Here is a 17,038-nt window from a genome sequence, read left to right as displayed (position 1 = left end):
GCTCGTGGACAAACCCGCCGCACCCCGCCCCTACGCCTACCGCCAGCCGCGCGTCGTCGAGGGCCTGCCCGAGCGCCTGCCGGACGCCGTGAAGGCCTATCTCGACGTGCTGCCGCCGGGAAAGATCGTCGGCTTTCCGCTGGCCCCCCTCGACCGCACCGGGGTGCCGTGCTGGTTCGTCTCGCTCTTTCTCGACGATCCCTACTTCGTCGGCGCGATGCCGAGCGGCATCGGCTACGGCGCCACCGACGACGAGGCGATCATCGGCTCGGTCGCCGAGATCGCCGAGAACCTGATGCCGAGCCTGGCGCTGATCCCGCGCAAGAAGGAGCGCGCCAGCTACCACGACCTCGTGCGGGTCTTTGGCGCGACCTCCGTCGCCGATCCCCTGACCCTCGGCCTGCCGGCGGGCAGTCCCGTGAACCGCGACACCGTCCTCGAATGGACCGGCACGGTGCGGGCCCGCACCGGCGAGACGGTGCTGATGCCGCTCGACCTCGCGGCGACCGACTATTTCGAGCTCTCGCCGGGTTACCAGCCCTTCACCAACCTCATCACCAACGGGCTCGGCGCCGGGCCCGACGTCGCCTTCGCCCTCGGGCACGGCCTCCTCGAACTGCTCCAGCGCGACGGCAACGGCCTCCTGTTCCGCGCCCTCGACCAGGGCGTGATGCTCGACACCTCCGAGGGGCTGGGGCCGGAAACGCGAGCGATGCTCGACCGGCTGGAATCCCTCGGCATCCGCGCGATGCCGAAATTCGCCACCGACCAGTTCGGCTTCACCAACGTCTATTGCGTCGGCTACGACCTCGACGCCTCGCGCACGCCGGCGCCGATCGCGCTGTCGGCCTGCGGCGAGGCCTGCGATCCCGACCGCGAGCGGGCGCTCCGCAAGGCGATCCTGGAATTCCAGGCCGCCCGGGTGCGCAAGACCTTCGGGCACGGGCCGCTGGCGCTCGCCCGCTCGATCACGCCGCCGGGCTACGTCGACGCCTTCATCGAGAAGGCGCTCCCGAGCCTCGATCTCGAGGAGGGCAGGGCGCTCGCCGCGATGCTCGACTGGATCGACAAGCCGGCCGAGACCCTGCGGGACTACCTCGCCGACAGCGTCTATTCCGAGCGCGCCACCAAGCGTTTCACCGATTTGCCGACGCAAGCCGCCCCCACCGGCCAGGACCGCGCCCGCATCGCCCGCGAGCGGCTGGAGGCGGAAGGGTTCGACGTGCTCTACGTCGACGCCTCGCCGCCGGGCGGCGGGGTGGGCATCGTCAAGGCGATCGTGCCGGGGCTCGAAGTCGAGACCATGAGCTACTACCGCATCGGCGAGCGCAACACGCGTAAGCTCATCGAGCGCGATCACCCGCTGATCCGCTTCGGGCAGGAGAGCGAGACCCTGCGGCCGGTGCGCCTGACGCCCGAGGCGCTGGAGCGCTTCGGCGGCCAGCCGCTCTTCGACGTCGCCTTGGCCGAACGGATCGTCGGCCCGCTCTATCCGCTCTACCGCGAGCCGGAATCGCACCACGCGCCGTTCCGCCTGGAGCGGCGGGGGAGGGCGGCATGAGCTTGCGCTTCGCCTACAACACCAACGGGGCGGCCAATCACCGCCTCGACGATGCGCTGAGCCTCATCGCCGATGCCGGCTACGACGGCGTGGCGCTCACCCTCGACATCCACCACCTCGATCCCTTCGCCGAGAGCTGGGCGCAGGACGCCGAGCGGGTGCGCGGCCGGCTCTACGGCCTGAACCTCGGCTCTGTGATCGAGACCGGGGCCCGCTTCCTCCTCGACCCGCGGGCCAAGCACGAGCCGACCCTGGTGACGGCGGACGCGGCCGGCCGCGCCCGCCGGGTCGCCTTCCTGCACCGCGCCATCGACATCGCGGCGATCCTCGGCTCCGAGGCGGTGTCGTTCTGGGCCGGGGTGCCGAAGCCCGGAATCGATCCGGCGGAGGCGCGGGGCTGGCTGCGGGACGGCCTCGACCAGGTCGTCGCCTACGCGGCCGAGCGCCGGGTCGTCGCGGCTTTGGAGCCCGAGCCCGGCATGCTGGTCGAGACCCTGGACGACTATGCCTCCCTCGATATCCCGGGCCTGAGCCTGGCGCTGGATACCGGCCACTGCCTGGTGACGCAGGAGCGCGAGCCGGCGGCGGCCGTGCACGAATTCGCCGATCGCCTCGGCACCGTCGCGATCGAGGACATGGCGCGCGGCACCCACATCCACCTGCCCTTCGGCGAGGGCGACATGGATGTCCCGGGCGTGCTCGACGCGCTGGAGGCGATCCGCTTCGACAAGCTCGTCTGCGTCGAGCTCTCGCGCGAGAGCCACCGGGCCGACCGGATGATCCCGGATTCGCTGCGCTATCTCCGGGAGTGCCGCCGATGAGGGTGTGTTTCGTCAGCCGGCGCTACTTCCCGGCGATTTCCGGCATGAGCGTCTACGCGCAGAATCTCCTGCGCGAGCTCGTCGGCGCCGGCCACGACGTCACGATGGTGAGCCAGTACCGGGGCGATGCCTTCGGCACCAAGGTCTATGGCGGCGGCCCGCCGCCGGCGGTGCCGGGCGTCCGCGTGGTCGGTCTCGAACAGCGGGGCGAGCAGGAGAGCGGCGATTTCGAGCGCGACATCGCCACGATGGTCGACACGATCGCGGCGGAACACGCGAAGAAGCCGTTCGACGTGCTGCATGCGCAGTACGGCTACCCGACGGGCTTCGCCACGCTGATCGCCTCGCAGAAACTGGGTGTGCCGAACGTCGTCTCGATCCAGGGCGGCGACGGGCACTGGGTCGGCTCGTGCTGCGAGACCCATCGGCTGGCCATGGTGCGGGTGCTGGCCCATGCCAATGCGCTGCTGATCGGCGGGCGCTCCTTCGTGGCGGAAGTCTGCGACCGGCTCGGCAGCGATCCCGCGCGCTTCACCATCGTGCCGGGCGCCGTCGACACCGCGCGCTTCCGCCCGCCGCCAGGCTGGCAGCCCGGCGACGCCGCCGATCCGGTGCGGCTGTTCTACCACGGCCGGGTCGATCGCCGGAAAGGCGTGCTCGACTTCATCGACGCGCTCAGCCTGCTGCGCCGGCGCGGCACGCCGTTTTCCGCCATCATCTCGGGCATCGGTCCCGACGTGGAGCCGGCCCAGGCGCTCGCCGCCGATCTGGGCTTCTCGGAGGCGGAGGTGCGCTTCACCGGCTACGCCGAGTACGACGCGGTGCCGGGCCTCTACGCGATGGGCGACGTCTTCGTCTCGCCGACCTACGCGGAGGGGTTCTCCAACACCATCCTGGAGGCGATGGCGGCGGGGCAGGCGGTGGTCTCGACCCACTCGGTCGGCGTCTCGGACTGCCTGCGCGACGAGGAGAACGGGCTCATGGTCCAGCCCGGTGACGTGCCGGCCTTGGCCGAGGCGCTCCACCGGATCATCACCGACCGCCCATTGCGCGCCCGCCTCGCGGCGGCGGCCCTGGAGGAGTGCCGCCGGGTCTATTCGTGGCAGGCGGTCGGGCGGCAGATCATGGACGTCTACGCGTCGGTGAAGAACGCCCGGCCTGATCCGGCCTTCGATCCCGCGTTGCCGCACGATCCGAGCTGCCGCTTCCGGGCCGAGCCGCATCTGTTGTGAGGCGCCTTCCAGCGCGGCCGGAAGGCTCACCCGAGGTTTGCACGCATCTCTCCTCTCCCCGCGGGCGGGGAGAGAGCTGTGCTCCCGTCCAGGGAGCACAGCGAGCGGAGGCAAAGCCGGAGCGAGGGTGAGGGGGAGGTGCCGGAGGAGTCCCATCCGGAAACGCCCCCTCACCCCCGCCCTTCGGGCTTGCCGAGCCCTCTGAACGAGGGCTCGGCCCTCTCCCCGCCCGCGGGGAGAGGAGAAGGCCCGCGCTACGTTTGTCGGTCGAGTTCCATGCCCACAGCCCTCGCCCTCTCGCCCCATCTCGACGATGCCGCCTTCTCCTGCGGCGGCACCCTGGCGCAGCTCGCGAACGGGGGCTGGACGGTGGTGATGGTGACGCTGCTCACCGCGACCGTCCCCGACCCGGGCGGGTTCGCCCTCGCCTGCCAGCTCGACAAGGGGCTCGGGCCGGAGGTCGACTACATGGCTCTGCGCCGCGACGAGGACCGGGCGGCGGCGGCGGCCCTCGGCCTCCCGCCGCCGGTTCACGTCGCCCTGCGGGAGGCGCCGCATCGCGGCTACGCCTCGGCGCCGGAGCTCTTTGCCGGGACCCGGCCCGACGATCCCCTCGCCGACGACCTCGGCCCGGTGCTCGCCCGCCTGATGGCGGAGGCCGCGCCCGACCTGCTGCTCGCCCCGCAGGGGGTCGGCGGCCATGTCGATCACGTCCAGCTGGTCCGGGCGCTGCGCGCGCTCGCTCCGTCCTGCCCGGTGCTGTGGTGGCGCGACTTTCCCTATACCGTGCGCCACCCCGACCCGAAGGAGCCGTTCCGCGAGACCTTCGCGGCGCTCGCGCCCGTCACCGTGCGCCTGTCGCCGGAGGACGAGGCGGCCAAGCACGCGGCCTGCGCGGCCTATGCGAGCCAGATCGGCTTCCAGTTCGGCGGTCCCGCCGGCCTCGCCGAGCGCCTGAACGCCGAGGCCGCCCGCGAGCATTTCCGCCTCGCCGGCACCCTGCCGGACGGGCTCCACCTCGCGTGAGCGGCGGGCCGGCCGCTCCCGACACGTCCGGCCCCAAGAGCCTGGCCGATCCCGGTGCCGTCGCTTCGCGCCACGCCCTCGCCGAGGCCAGCCCCCACCTCGCGCCCCTGCGCCGCCTCGCCGAGCGGATCCGGGCCGAGCAAGAAAAGCCGGTGCCGGAGGCCGATCCCCTCGACGGCGGCGTGGCCGCCCGCCTGCTGCTGCTCCTCGAAACACCGGGCCCGGCCACCGGCCGCACCGCCTTCGTGTCCCGCGACAACCCGACCGGCACCGCCGCCAACCTGTTCCGGTTCCTCGGCCAGGCCGGCATCCCGCGCGCCGACACCCTGATCTGGAACGCCGTGCCGTGGGTGATCCACGCCCCCGGCGCCCGCAACCGGGCGCCCCGCACGGCCGAGATCCGGGCGGCCCGGGCCTACCTGCCGCCGCTGCTGGATCTGATGCCGACCCTCGCGGTCGTCGTCCTGTCCGGCCGGGTCGCGCAAGGACTGGCGCCGGATCTCGCCGCGGCGCGCCCCGGCCTGCCGGTGGTGGCGGTGCCGCATCCGAGCCCGACCTATGTCTGCACCAGCCCGGCGGTACCGGCCCGGATCGTCGCCGGGCTGGCCGAGGCCGCCCGCCATCTCGGGCTCCCCGGGTGATTCACCCGACCCGTCATCTGCCTTGCCGCATGGTCCGTCTGGTCATTCGCCGGCAGACGGCCTACATGGCGGGCTCAAGCGAGCGGGGCTCTGTCGGAGTGCCGCCGGGCACCTGTGTGCGCGAGCCTGGCCGCGATCGGCCGCGGGCCCGCGCCGGTGACGAGCGGGGTCGGACGCCGACGCGATGAACTTCGCCAGCCAGGACAAGAACCTCGCGCGGGCCCAGCCCCTGCGCGACGCGGGCGCGAGCGGCGGTCCGCCGCGCGACGAGGACCCGGCCGGGCAGGATCCGGGCAGCGACCCCGGAGCTGCGCAGGCCCGCCAAGACGCCCCGATGCATCGTGACGCCCCGATGCATCGAGACGCCGAGCTGCATCAGGGCGCCGAGGCGCATCACGCCCGCCGCCGGCGGCGCTACGCCTGGCTCGGCACGCTGGCGAGCGTCGTGCTGTTCCTCATCTCCCTCGGGGTGCTGGGCAAGCTCGTCTCCACCGTCACCTGGGCCGAGCTGCGCACCGCCTTCCTGGCGGCGACGCCGAACCAGATCGGGCTCGCCATCGCGCTCGTCGTGGTGAGCTACCTCTTCCTCACCTGCTACGACGCCCTGGCGCTCCGCCAGCTCAAGCTGAAGGTGCCCTACCGCACCACCGCGCTCGCCTCCTTCACCAGCTACGCGGTGAGCTTCAACCTCGGCTTCCCGCTGCTCACCGCCGGCACGGTGCGCTACTGGATCTATTCGGGGCAGGGCCTGAGCCCCGGGCGGATCGCGGCGCTCACCATCGTCGCCGGCTTCACCTTCTGGCTCGGCATGGGGGCGGTGCTCGGCATCAGCCTCATCCGCGAGGCCGAGCCGCTCTCGCACCTCACCTATACCAGCGCCCTGTTCAACCAGGGGCTCGGGGCCGCGGTGCTCGCCGCGGTGCTGGCCTATCTGGTGTGGGTCTCGCTCAAGCGCCGCAGCGTCAAGGTGCGGGGCTGGCGCCTGGAACTGCCGGGCCTGAAGCTGTCCTTGAGCCAGATGCTCGTCGGCGCCGGGGATGTCTGCGCGGCGGCCGGCGTGCTCTACGTGCTGCTGCCGGCCGGCCACGGCCTGAGCTTCGAGACCTTCGTGGCGATCTACGTGCTCGCCGCGATGCTCGGCATCGCCAGCCACGCGCCGGGCGGGCTCGGGGTGTTCGAGGCGACCGTGCTGCTGGCGCTCTCCGGCCTGCCGCGGGAATCGGTGCTCGGCGCCCTGCTGCTGTTCCGGGTCTGCTACTACCTGATCCCGTTCGTGGTGGCGCTCGCCGCGCTCGGCGCCTATGAGATCGCCAAGCGGGCGCGCCTCACCCCGCGGGAGGCGCCCGACGATGATGCCGCCGAGAGCGACCCGACGCCCTGACGCCGACGACCCGTCGCGGGACGACGCGCCGCCGGGCGAGCCGGCAGCCGCGGCCGCGCCGTTCCTGCCCGTCGCCTCCGGCTCCCTCTCCGCCGCCCGCCGGTCGGCCTGGCGGGGGGCGCTCTGCGCCGTCCTGGTCTTCACCGCCATCCACACCTGGCAGCACGGGATCGACCTCGGCACCGGGATCGCGGCCCTCCTCGCCCTCCTGGCCGGCGGCCTCGCGGCGGCGCCGGGCCGGGGCGAGCCGGTGCCGCGCTCCGACGCCGCGCCGGGCCGGGGCCGCCACGGCCTCGCCGAGGCGCTGCTCGCCAACATTCCCGATCCCGTCATCCTGATCGACCGCCGCGCCCTGGTGATCGAGTCGAACGCCGCCGCCCGCGCGCTCCTGCCCTCCCTGCGGCCGCGCCACCCGCTCTCCTTCGCGCTGCGCGACCCCGACGTGCTCGACGGCATCGAGACGGTCTTGCGCACCGGCGAGCCCCTGAAGACGCTCTATTCCCCGCGGGTCCCGACCGAGCGCACCTTCGAGGTGCAGATCGGCGCCATGCAGGGCGGGGAGGCCGGGCGGGCCGGCCCGAACGTCGTGCTCTTCCTGCGCGACCTCACCTCGGCCCAGCGCCTCGAGACGATGCGGGTCGATTTCGTCGCCAATGCCAGCCACGAGCTGCGCACGCCGCTCGCCTCGCTGCTCGGCTTCATCGAGACCCTGCAGGGGCCGGCCCGGGACGACGCCAAGGCGCGCGAGCGCTTCCTCGGCATCATGCGGGTCCAGGCCCTGCGCATGACCCGGCTGATCGACGACCTCCTGTCGCTCTCCCGCATCGAACTGCGCGCCCACGTTCCGCCGACGCAAGCCGTCGATGTCGGGCCGCTCGCCCGCCAGATCGCCGACGCGCTCGGGCTGATCGCCCGCGAGCGCGGCGTCACCCTCACGCTCGATGCCGCACCGGGCCCGCTGCGGGTGCTGGGCGACCGCGACGAGATCCTGCGGGTGATCGAGAACCTGGTCGAGAACGCCGTGAAATACGGCGGCGACGGCGGCCGGGTCGAGATCCGCCTGGGCTTGCGCGACGCCGAGGAGGGCCGGGCACCGGAGATCGAGGTCGCGGTGCGCGACGAGGGCCCGGGCATCGCCCCCGAGCACCTGCCGCGCCTGACCGAGCGGTTCTACCGGGTCGATGCCGCCTCGAGCCGCCAGCAGGGCGGCACGGGCCTGGGCCTCGCCATCGTCAAGCACATCCTCAACCGTCACCGCGGCCGGCTGGTGATCGAGAGTGCCCCGGGGGCGGGGGCGACCTTCCGCGCCCTGATCCCGGCGCACGGCGCCCCGCCGAAGGGCGAGGGCGCCCTCGCGGCCGATCAGGGACAGGCGACGAGCAGGCGCCCGGTATAGTCGGCGGCGGTCGCGGCCGCCGCGCCCGGCGTGCCGGTCGCCTGCTCGTCGGGAATCAGCTGCTCGCCCTCCTGCGCCTGGCGCGCCGGACGGTTGAGCTTCAGCACGCAATCCGGGCTGCCGGACAGCTTGACCGGATCCCCCGGCGGCAGCCCGAAGGCGACGTAGAAGTCGGGATCGTCGAAGCTCACCACCAGGTTGCGCACCGGGCCGGCCGACCCTTGCGGCACCAGGGTGAAGTCGATCGTCAGGCGCCCCTGCGCGTAGCTCGCCTTCGGCGAGGGGCCGCCCTTGAAGGTCACGGGGCGCCCGTTGAGCTTGGCTTGCGTGAAATACGCCGTCTCGGCCATCGCCTCCAGGCGCTCGACCGCCATGGCGTCGAGCTTGGCCGGGTCCGGCACGCCGTCGCGCTTCGAATCGAGGTTCAGCACGGCGAAGGCGGAGTATTCCGGATCGAAGGTCCAGGATTCGCGGATCGCCACGAGGTTGCGCTTGCCGTCGAGCACCAGCTCGGCCCGCGCCTGCACCCAGACGTGGGGATGCGCCAGCGCCGCCCCCGCCCCGCCGCACAGCATCGCCCCTGCCGCCAGCACCCGCCCGATCATCGTCCGCTCCCGCTTCGCCCTGTCGTCATGACCGCTCGATCGTGTCCGGTCGGTTTCCCGGGGCGGTCGTGCGCTCTGGCGCCCGAGCGCGGCGAAACCATGTTCGTGGCGCAACGGCCGATGGCGGTCCGGGCCGTACCGCATCGCCCCCGCCCGCCCCACATCCGGCGCGGGAGACCGCCATCATGACCGCACCCGCCCGCCGCCTCACCCTGCCCGTCGAGGGGATGACCTGCGCCTCCTGCACCGGGCGGGTCGAGCGGGTGCTCAGGCGGGTGCCGGGGGTCGCGGCGGTGGCGGTGAACCTCGCCACCGGCCGCGCCACCCTCGATCTTACCGCCGACAACGACCCGACGGCGCTCGCCGCCGCCGTGGAGGAGGCCGGCTTCGCGGTGCCCGAGGCGACGAGCGAGTTCGCCGTCGAGGGGATGACCTGCGCCTCCTGCACCGGCCGGATCGAACGGGTGCTAAAGGCCGTGCCCGGCGTCCGGGAGGCGAGCGCCAACCTCGCCACCGGCCGCGTGAGCGTGCACCACCCCGACGGCCTCGTGCCCCGCGACGCGCTCGACGCCGCGATCAGGGAGGCGGGCTACGCCCCGCGCCCGGTGACGGCGCAGTCCGCGATCCCGGCGGCCCCCCGCGACGCCGGCCCCCCGGCCCTGGGCCTGATCCTCGCGGTCCTGCTCTCGCTCCCGGTCGTGGTGCTCGACATGGGAGGACATCTCGTCGGCGCCCACGCCGGTCACGGCCTCCTGCCGGAGCGGTGGAGCGCCGGAATCCAGGCGGTGCTCGCCACCCTGGTCCTGTTCGGGCCCGGGCGGCTGTTCTTCGCCCGCGGCCTGCCGGGGCTCGTGCGCGGCCACCCGGACATGAACGCCCTGGTGGCACTGGGGGCCGGGGCCGCCTACCTGTTTTCCCTCGTCGCCACCCTGGCACCCGGCCTGCTGCCGGCGGGCGCGGCCCATCTCTACTTCGAGGCCTCGGTCCTCATCGTCACCCTGATCCTGCTCGGGCGCCACCTCGAGGCGCGGGCGCGGGGCCGCACCGGCGCGGCGGTGGCGCGCCTCGTCGGGCTGGCCCCGAAGACCGCGCTGCGCCTGCGCGACGGCGCCGAGACCGAGGTACCGGCGGCCGACCTCCGGGTCGGCGACCGCGTCCGCGTGCGACCGGGCGAGCGCCTGCCGGCGGACGGACGGGTGGTCGAGGGCACGTCCCGCATCGACGAGAGCATGCTCACCGGCGAGCCGGTCCCGGCAAAGAAGGGGCCGGGCGACGCCGTGACCGGCGGCACCGTCAACGGCACCGGCGCCATCGAGATCGCGGTCGAGCGGGTCGGCGCCGAGACCGCGCTCGCCCAGATCGTCCGCATGGTCGAGGCGGCGCAGGGCGCGAAGCTCCCGATCCAGGCCCTCGCCGACCGGGTCACCGCCCGGTTCGTTCCGGCAGTGCTGGGCCTTGCCGGCCTCACCTTCCTGGCCTGGCTCGCCCTGGCACCGGCGCCCGCCCTCGGCGAGGCACTGGTCCACGCCGTCGCGGTGCTGATCATCGCCTGCCCGTGCGCCATGGGGCTCGCCACCCCGACCTCGATCATGGTCGGCACCGGCCGCGCGGCGGAACGCGGCGTGCTGTTTCGCAGCGGCGCGGCCCTGCAGGCGCTCGAAGGGGTGCGGGTCGTCGCCTTCGACAAGACCGGCACCCTGACCGAGGGCCGGCCCTTCCTCACCGACCTGATCCCGGCCCCCGGCTTCGAGGCCGATGCGGTGCTGGCGCTCGCCGCCGCCGTCGAGGCCCGCTCCGAGCATCCGATCGCCCGCGCGATCGTGGCGGCCGCGGCGGACAAGGGGCTCGCCCTGCCGCCGGTCGCCGACGTCGCGGCGGTGCCGGGCCGCGGCGTCGCCGGCCGGGCCGGCGGGCGGGTGGTCGCGATCGGTGCTCCGCGCCACCTCGCCGGCCTCGACCTGTCGGGCCTCGCGCCGGAGGCCGCGCGCCTCGCCGCGCAAGGGCGCTCCCCGGTCTACCTCGCCCTCGACGGGGTGCCGGCGGCCGTGCTGGCGGTGTCCGATCCCGTGAAGGCCGGGGCGGCGTCGGCCATCCGCGCGCTCGAGGCGCAGGGCCTCGCGGTCGCCCTCGTCACCGGCGACGACCGCCGCACCGCCGAGGGCGTCGCGAAAGGCCTCGGCATCGGCACGGTGCTGGCCGAGGTGCTGCCCGCCGGCAAGCGCGACGCCGTCCGGAACCTGCGGGGACAGGCCGGCCCGGTCGCCTTCGTGGGCGACGGCATCAACGATGCGCCGGCGCTGGCCGAGGCGGAGGTGGGGCTCGCCATCGGCACCGGCACCGACGTGGCGGTGGAGAGCGCCGACGTGGTGCTGATGGCCGGCGACCCGGCGACCGTCGCCGAGGCCCTGCGGCTCTCGCGCGCCGTGATGCGCAACATCCGCCAGAACCTCTTCTGGGCCTTCGCCTACAACGTCGCGCTGATCCCGGTGGCGGCGGGGGGGCTGCGGCTCGTCGGCGGACCGTCGCTGTCGCCGGTCCTGGCGGCGGGGGCCATGGCGCTGTCGAGCGTCTTCGTCCTCGGCAACGCGCTCCGGCTGCGGCGGGCGTGAGGCTCGGCCCCTAAGCGGATTTCGCCGAACTGGACACCGGTTCGGCGGCAAGAATCTGCGACACGACAAGAACCTGAGCGGGCGAAGCGTTGGCCTGCCAACGCAAGTCTGCTTAGCGATCCGCCTTGCGCCGCACCGCGACGCTGCCGCCGTTGAGCCGGCGCAGCGAGACCTGGAGGCGGGCCTCCGCCGCCTTGATCTCGGTGAGCGCCTGATGGGTGTAGTGGATATGCGCCTCGGCGGCCTCGCCGGCCGCCTCGACGTCGCCCGCCATCACGCTCTCGTAGATCGCCCGGTGCTGGGCCCGCAGGCGGTCGCGGGTCTCCGGACGGGCAAACAGCTTCTCGCGGTTCTCGATCACGCCCTGGCGCAGCATCCCCGACAGGGCCCGCATCGTGTGCAGCACCACGAGGTTGTGGCTCGCCTCGTAGACCGCGATGTGGAGGTCCACGTCGGCCTCGGCCTCCTCGCGCTGCACCCCCTCCTCGTGGGCGCGGTCGATCCGCGCCATGCAGGCGGTGAGCCGGTCGCGGTCGACGGCGTTGGCCCGGGCGGCGGCGAGCCGTGCCGCCATCCGCTCCGTCGTCGCCCGGAACTCGAGGTAGTCGTCCACCACCTCGTCGTGGGAGGCGATGAGCGCGATCAGCGGGTCGGTGATCTCGCGGCCGAGGGGCGCCACGGCCCGCCCGCCCCCCGAGGCGACCAGCAGGCCCTCCTCCTCCAGGATCTTCATGCCCTGCCTCAGGGTGGGGCGTGAGACGTTCAGGCGCAAAGCCAGGTCGCGCTCCGGCAGCAGCAGGTCGCCGGGACTGAGCGAGCCTTCGAGGATCAGGTCCTTGAGGTGGCGGGCCGTTCCCTCGGCCACGCTCTCGCCCTTGATCGGGTCCTGCTCCATCACGCGCTCCACCGACCGACACCGAAACCACCCTGACCGGCACTATAATGCGGGAAATCGCGATTTCCAATTGACCGGAATGGTAAAATCATTTTACCGTTCCCTTGCCTCTGGTTCAAGTCGGTCATCGAGGTTGCGCGGTCCTGCCGGCCGGCGCGCCCGCTCGCGCCCCCGCACCCCCGTGCGGGACGGCGATGGCGGCTGCGCGGATCGACGGCGCCGCATCCACAAGAGAGGTCCGAAGGACCCGGATACGCCCGAAGCGGGCGAGACGGTCCGAGAGGACGGAAGTCGAAGAGGGGAGGATCCGTAAGGTGAGCTGGAATCAAGTCTACGACCCGTTGTCGAACAGCGTCTGGTCGACGGCGCTCGCCGCGCTGCCGATCATCGTGCTGCTCGGAGGCATCGGCCTCCTGCACCTGAAGGCGCATGTCGCGGCGCTGGCCGGCCTCGCCGTCGCCCTGGCGGTCGCGGTGATCGGCTTCGGCATGCCGGCCCAGATGGCCGGCGCCACGGCGGTCTACGGCGCGGCCTTCGGGCTCCTGCCGATCGGCTGGATCATCCTCAACGTCATCTTCCTCTACCGGCTCACCGAGAAGACCGGCCAGTTCGACGTCCTGCGCGACTCGATCGCCGGCATCACCCCGGACCGCCGGCTCCAGCTCCTGTTCATCGCCTTCTCGTTCGGCGCGTTCTTCGAGGGCGCGGCGGGCTTCGGCACGCCGGTGGCCGTCACCGCCGCGATGCTGATGGGCCTGGGCTTCTCGCCGCTGGCCGCCGCCGGCCTCTCGCTCATCGCCAACACCGCGCCGGTCGCCTACGGGGCGCTGGGCGCCCCCGTCATCGCGCTCGCGGCGGTGACCGGGCTCGACCTCATCGAGCTCTCGGCGATGATCGGCCGCCAGCTGCCGTTCTTCTCGCTGCTCGTCCCGTTCTGGCTGATCTGGGCGTTCGCCGGCCGCAAGGGCATGTGGGAGGTCTGGCCCGCGCTCCTCGTCGCCGGCCTCGCCTTCGCGGTCCCGCAATACCTGGTCTCGAACTTCCACGGCCCCTGGCTGGTGGACGTGGTGGCCGCGCTCTGCTCGATGGCGGCGCTCGCGGGCTTCCTGCGGGTCTGGCGCCCGGCGACCATCTGGACCTCGACCGGGGACGATGCCGCCGCGGCGCCGGTCGCGGAGCCGAAGGTCCACGGCACCGGCGCGGTCCTGCGCGCCTGGACGCCCTGGATGATCCTGTCGGTCTTCGTCTTCGCCTGGGGCACGCCGCAATTCCGCGTCTGGCTCGACTCGCTCTGGGTCTGGAAGATGCCGGTGCCGTACCTGCACAACCTGGTGGTCAAGATGCCGCCGGTGGTCGCCAAGCCCTACACCGAGGCCGCGATCTACACCCTCAACCTGCTCTCGGCGACCGGGACCGGCATCCTGCTGGCGGCGATCGTCGGCGGCCTGATCCTGGGCTTCAACCCGCTGCGGCTGCTGCGCGAGTACGGCCGCACCACCTACATGGTCCGCTACTCGCTCCTCACCATCGCGGCGATGCTGGCGCTCGGCTACGTCACCAAGTACTCGGGCACCGACGCGACGCTCGGCCTCGCCTTCGCGCAGACCGGCTGGATCTACCCGTTCTTCGGCGCGATGCTGGGCTGGCTCGGCGTGGCCCTGACCGGCTCCGACACCGCCTCGAACGTGCTGTTCGGCGGCCTGCAGAAGATCACCGCCGAGCAGCTCGGCCTCTCGCCGACCCTGATGGCCGCCTCCAATTCCTCGGGCGGCGTGATGGGCAAGATGATCGACGCCCAGTCGATCGTCGTCGCCTCCACGGCCACGCAGTGGTACGGCGGCGAGGCCAAGATCCTGCGCTACGTGTTCTTCCACTCGGTCGCGCTCGCCTGCCTCGTCGGCATCCTGGTGATGCTGCAGGCCTACGTGCCGCCCTTCACCGCGCTCGTGCCGGTGCACTGAAGCCCTTCGCCGGGCCGGGGGCTCCCGCCCCCGGCCCCATCCTCCTCCCCTCTGCCTGGCCGCGCGGTGTCCCGCGCCCGCGGGATCTCCCCGGGAAAGCCTTGATGCGAGAGCCCCGATGCGCCTGAGCGACTGCCACAGCTTCCACGACTTCCGCCGCATGGCGAAACGCCGCCTGCCCGGCCCGATCTTCAACTACATCGACGGCGGCGCCGACGACGAGGTCACCTACCGGCGCAACACCGCCGCCTTCGAGGCCTGCGACCTCGTCCCCAACGTCCTGCGCGGCGTGACCGACGTCGACATGTCGGTGACGGTGATGGGCCAGCGCCTCGCCATGCCGGTCTATTGCTCGCCCACCGCCCTGCAGCGGCTCTTCCACCACCAGGGCGAGCGCGCGGTCGCCGCCGCGGCGGGGAAGTTCGGCACGATGTTCGGGGTCTCCTCGCTCGGCACCGTCAGCCTGGAGGAGGCGCGCCGGATCAGCAGCGGGCCCCAGGTCTACCAGTTCTACTTCCACAAGGACCGCGGCCTGAACCGCGAGATGATGGCCCGCGCCAAGCAGGCCGGCATCGAGGTGATGATGCTGACCGTCGACAGCATCACCGGCGGCAACCGCGAGCGCGACAAGCGCACCGGCTTCGCGATTCCCTTCCGGCTCACCCTCGGCGGCATGGCGCAGTTCGCCATCAAGCCGGCCTGGGGCATCAACTACGTCACGCACGAGCGCTTCCGCCTGCCGCAGCTCGAGAACCACATCGCCATGGACGGCGGTGCCCTCTCGATCAGCCGCTACTTCACCGAGATGCTCGATCCCGGCATGACCTGGGACGACGTGGCCGAGATGGTGCGCGACTGGGGCGGCCAGTTCTGCCTCAAGGGCGTGATGTCGGTGGAGGACGCCAAGCGCGCGGTCGCGATCGGCTGCACCGGCATCGTGCTGTCGAACCACGGCGGGCGCCAGCTCGACGGCTCGCGCAGCGCCTTCGACCAGCTCGCCGAGATCGTCGACGCCGTCGGCGACAAGATCGACGTGATCATGGATGGCGGGGTGCAGCGCGGCACCCACGTGCTCAAGGCCCTGGCGCTCGGCGCCAAGGCGGTGGGGCTGGGCCGCTACTACCTCTTCCCCCTCGCGGCGGCCGGCCAGCCCGGCGTCGAGCGGGCGCTGGAGCTGATGCGGATCGAGATCGAGCGCGACATGAAGCTGATGGGCTGCACCGCGATCGACCAGCTCACCCGCGACAGCCTGCGCTTCACCCGCGGCTGAGGCGAGCCGCCGCCATCGGTTTCGCGGTGGCGGCGGCCGTGTTCAGGATGAGTTTGACGGCAGGATCGCCCGATGTCCGGAGCTTGACCGGTGAATACGGGTCGATCAATCATGTCTTAAGTCGTGGCCATTACGTTCGGTCAGACCGTTCGGGATGTGATCTCTGCCTGCAATGCATGCGAGCAATGGGTTGCGCGACGCAACCGATCTTTTCTCGTTCCCGGCCCCGGGGACGGAGGCCGTGGTCGCGTTCCTCGAGCGCGTCCGCGTCGCCTTTGCCGTTCACACCGTCCTCCTCATCGACCCCGACGAGGCCGCACCGCCGTGGTCGGCCGACGGCGCGGCGCCCTCGGCCGCTCTCCTCGATCTGTGCCGGGCGGTCGCCGGCGCGGGCGTGCTCGTCGTCCCCGACCTCGCCGCCTCGCGCTGGCGCGCCCATCCGGCGGTCGCCGGCGCGCCGGGGTGCCGCTTCGTCGCGATCCGGGCGCTCGGGGCCGGCGCGGGCCTCCTCGCCCTCCTCGATTCCCGGCCCCGCCGCCTGACCACGGCCCAGGGACGGCGCCTCGCGGATTTCGCCGCCGCCGCCGAGAGCCTGTGCGGTCTCGCCCGGGCGGGGGCGACCTTGCGCGAGACCCTGGCCGCCCAGGGCCGGGCGCTCGCGCACAGCCGCAAGATCTTCGACCGGGCCTCGGCGGCGGCGCGGATCGGCGTGTGGGAATGCGCCCTGCCGGACGAGACCCTGACCTGGACCGACCAGGTCTACGCGATGTTCGACCTGCCGCGCGGCGCGCCCCTCGACCGGAGCCGGACCGTCGCCTGCTACGCGCCGGAATCCCGCGAGGCGATGATCGCCGCCCGCAGCCGCGCCATCGCCGAGCGCGGCGGTTTCACCCTCGATGCCGAGATCGTCAGCTTCGCCGGCCGCCGCCGCTGGATCCGCATCACCGCGGTGGTCGAGTGCGAGGGCGCGGTGCCGGTGCGCATCTTCGGCATGAAGCAGGACATCACGGAAGAAAAACTCCTCGCCGACCGGACCCGCTACCTCGCCGAGTTCGACGCCATGACGGGGCTCGCCAACCGGGCGACGTTCCAGGCCCGCCTCGCGGCCCTCGACGAGGCCCCGGGGCGCTTCCCCTTCGGGGCCCTGCTGCTCATCGACCTCGACGGCTTCAAGCCGGTCAACGACACCCTCGGCCATCCGGCGGGTGACGCCTGCCTCGTCGAGGTCGCGGGCCGCCTGCGCCATTCCTGCCGCGACGGCGACCTCGTCGCCCGGATCGGCGGCGACGAGTTCGCGATCCTGCTCGCCACCACCGTGCCGGGGATCGCCGAGGAGGTCGCCGCCCGCCTCGTCGCGGCGCTCGGGCGGCCGATGGCCTGGGCCGGGCGGGCCTTCACCGTCGGCGCCTCGGTCGGCATCGCCCACACCGGCGGCCTGTCCTCCGCCGAGCTCTACGCGGCGGCGGATGCGGCGCTCTACGCCGCCAAGGCCGAGGGGCGGGGACGGTTCCGGGTGGCGGGGACCGGCATTCCGGCGCCGTAGAGCCGCGCCCGATCGCCTTGCAACCGGGCGCTGCTCCAGATCATCGATCTTGCCGCATTGTCTATCGACGGACCGGTGCCCGCTTCGCCGGGAAAGG

The 17,038-nt window shown here is 72.9% G+C and carries 13 protein-coding genes; 11 read left to right on the top strand and 2 right to left on the bottom strand.

Annotated features, from left to right (window positions below):
• Nucleotides 1-4 precede the first annotated feature (4 nt).
• From miv_RS01485 to miv_RS01455, 7 genes are all read left to right on the top strand, one after another.
• Nucleotides 5-1,561 (top strand): YcaO-like family protein, encoded by a 1,557-nt coding sequence (locus miv_RS01485; RefSeq protein WP_207181064.1) that lies wholly within the window; start codon nt 5-7, stop codon nt 1,559-1,561.
• Nucleotides 1,558-2,382: a sugar phosphate isomerase/epimerase family protein gene (locus miv_RS01480; RefSeq protein ID WP_207181062.1), complete on the top strand. Its 825-nt coding sequence runs from the start codon at nt 1,558-1,560 to the stop codon at nt 2,380-2,382. The genes miv_RS01485 and miv_RS01480 overlap by 4 nt, the downstream gene beginning before the upstream one ends.
• On the top strand, nt 2,379-3,614 hold the full coding sequence (locus miv_RS01475; protein ID WP_207181060.1) for a glycosyltransferase family 4 protein: 1,236 nt from the start codon (nt 2,379-2,381) through the stop codon (nt 3,612-3,614). The genes miv_RS01480 and miv_RS01475 overlap by 4 nt, the downstream gene beginning before the upstream one ends.
• 276 nt (nt 3,615-3,890) lie before the next feature.
• Complete coding sequence (locus miv_RS01470) at nt 3,891-4,640, top strand: PIG-L deacetylase family protein (protein WP_207181058.1); 750 nt, start codon at nt 3,891-3,893, stop codon at nt 4,638-4,640.
• Nucleotides 4,637-5,281 (top strand): uracil-DNA glycosylase, encoded by a 645-nt coding sequence (locus miv_RS01465; protein WP_207181056.1) that lies wholly within the window; start codon nt 4,637-4,639, stop codon nt 5,279-5,281. The genes miv_RS01470 and miv_RS01465 overlap by 4 nt, the downstream gene beginning before the upstream one ends.
• A gap of 184 nt (nt 5,282-5,465) precedes the next feature.
• On the top strand, nt 5,466-6,662 hold the full coding sequence (locus miv_RS01460) for a lysylphosphatidylglycerol synthase domain-containing protein (protein WP_425312956.1): 1,197 nt from the start codon (nt 5,466-5,468) through the stop codon (nt 6,660-6,662).
• Complete coding sequence (locus miv_RS01455; protein WP_244278496.1) at nt 6,631-8,058, top strand: ATP-binding protein; 1,428 nt, start codon at nt 6,631-6,633, stop codon at nt 8,056-8,058. The genes miv_RS01460 and miv_RS01455 overlap by 32 nt, the downstream gene beginning before the upstream one ends.
• Here the strand turns inward: miv_RS01455 and miv_RS01450 are convergent.
• Entirely contained in the window at nt 8,025-8,663 is a 639-nt protein-coding gene (locus miv_RS01450; protein ID WP_058619350.1) for a DUF1007 family protein, read from the bottom strand. The two genes, miv_RS01455 and miv_RS01450, sit on opposite strands and share 34 nt — an antisense overlap.
• 185 nt (nt 8,664-8,848) lie before the next feature.
• Here miv_RS01450 and miv_RS01445 point away from each other — a divergent pair, with 185 nt between their 5' ends.
• On the top strand, nt 8,849-11,272 hold the full coding sequence (locus miv_RS01445) for a heavy metal translocating P-type ATPase (RefSeq protein WP_207181054.1): 2,424 nt from the start codon (nt 8,849-8,851) through the stop codon (nt 11,270-11,272).
• 112 nt (nt 11,273-11,384) lie between these two features.
• Here miv_RS01445 and miv_RS01440 read toward each other — a convergent pair whose 3' ends face one another.
• On the bottom strand, nt 11,385-12,167 hold the full coding sequence (locus miv_RS01440; protein WP_048429227.1) for an FCD domain-containing protein: 783 nt from the start codon (nt 12,165-12,167) through the stop codon (nt 11,385-11,387).
• 314 nt (nt 12,168-12,481) lie between these two features.
• Between miv_RS01440 and miv_RS01435 the strand changes: the two genes are divergently transcribed.
• The 3 genes from miv_RS01435 (at nt 12,482) to miv_RS01425 (ending at nt 16,941) form a co-directional block, all read left to right on the top strand.
• The gene (locus tag miv_RS01435) at nt 12,482-14,128 is read left to right on the top strand and encodes an L-lactate permease (protein WP_207181053.1); all 1,647 of its coding nucleotides are present in this window, start codon (nt 12,482-12,484) and stop codon (nt 14,126-14,128) included.
• 118 nt (nt 14,129-14,246) lie between these two features.
• Nucleotides 14,247-15,398 carry an alpha-hydroxy acid oxidase gene (locus tag miv_RS01430; protein ID WP_048429225.1) on the top strand — a complete coding sequence of 384 codons (1,152 nt, stop codon included), beginning with the start codon at nt 14,247-14,249 and terminating at the stop codon, nt 15,396-15,398.
• Between the two features lie 241 nt (nt 15,399-15,639).
• Complete coding sequence (locus miv_RS01425) at nt 15,640-16,941, top strand: GGDEF domain-containing protein (protein ID WP_244748820.1); 1,302 nt, start codon at nt 15,640-15,642, stop codon at nt 16,939-16,941.
• Nucleotides 16,942-17,038 lie beyond the last annotated feature (97 nt).

Source organism: Methylobacterium indicum, from assembly GCF_017347565.1.
Lineage (GTDB): Bacteria > Pseudomonadota > Alphaproteobacteria > Rhizobiales > Beijerinckiaceae > Methylobacterium > Methylobacterium indicum.
The sequence above is the reverse complement of the archived record's forward strand: the minus strand, read 5'-3'. Positions and strand labels throughout refer to the sequence as shown.

What these genes read in the sequence shown, in the direction of transcription:
- miv_RS01475 (WP_207181060.1), top strand. Translation starts at nt 2,379, where the DNA reads ATGAGGGTGTGTTTCGTCAGCCGGCGCTACTTCCCGGCGATTTCCGGC.
- miv_RS01460 (WP_425312956.1), top strand. Translation starts at nt 5,466, where the DNA reads ATGAACTTCGCCAGCCAGGACAAGAACCTCGCGCGGGCCCAGCCCCTG.
- miv_RS01445 (WP_207181054.1), top strand. Translation starts at nt 8,849, where the DNA reads ATGACCGCACCCGCCCGCCGCCTCACCCTGCCCGTCGAGGGGATGACC.
- miv_RS01480 (WP_207181062.1), top strand. Translation starts at nt 1,558, where the DNA reads ATGAGCTTGCGCTTCGCCTACAACACCAACGGGGCGGCCAATCACCGC.
- miv_RS01470 (WP_207181058.1), top strand. Translation starts at nt 3,891, where the DNA reads ATGCCCACAGCCCTCGCCCTCTCGCCCCATCTCGACGATGCCGCCTTC.
- miv_RS01455 (WP_244278496.1), top strand. Translation starts at nt 6,631, where the DNA reads ATGATGCCGCCGAGAGCGACCCGACGCCCTGACGCCGACGACCCGTCG.
- miv_RS01450 (WP_058619350.1), bottom strand. Translation starts at nt 8,663, where the DNA reads ATGATCGGGCGGGTGCTGGCGGCAGGGGCGATGCTGTGCGGCGGGGCG.
- miv_RS01440 (WP_048429227.1), bottom strand. Translation starts at nt 12,167, where the DNA reads ATGGAGCAGGACCCGATCAAGGGCGAGAGCGTGGCCGAGGGAACGGCC.
- miv_RS01430 (WP_048429225.1), top strand. Translation starts at nt 14,247, where the DNA reads ATGCGCCTGAGCGACTGCCACAGCTTCCACGACTTCCGCCGCATGGCG.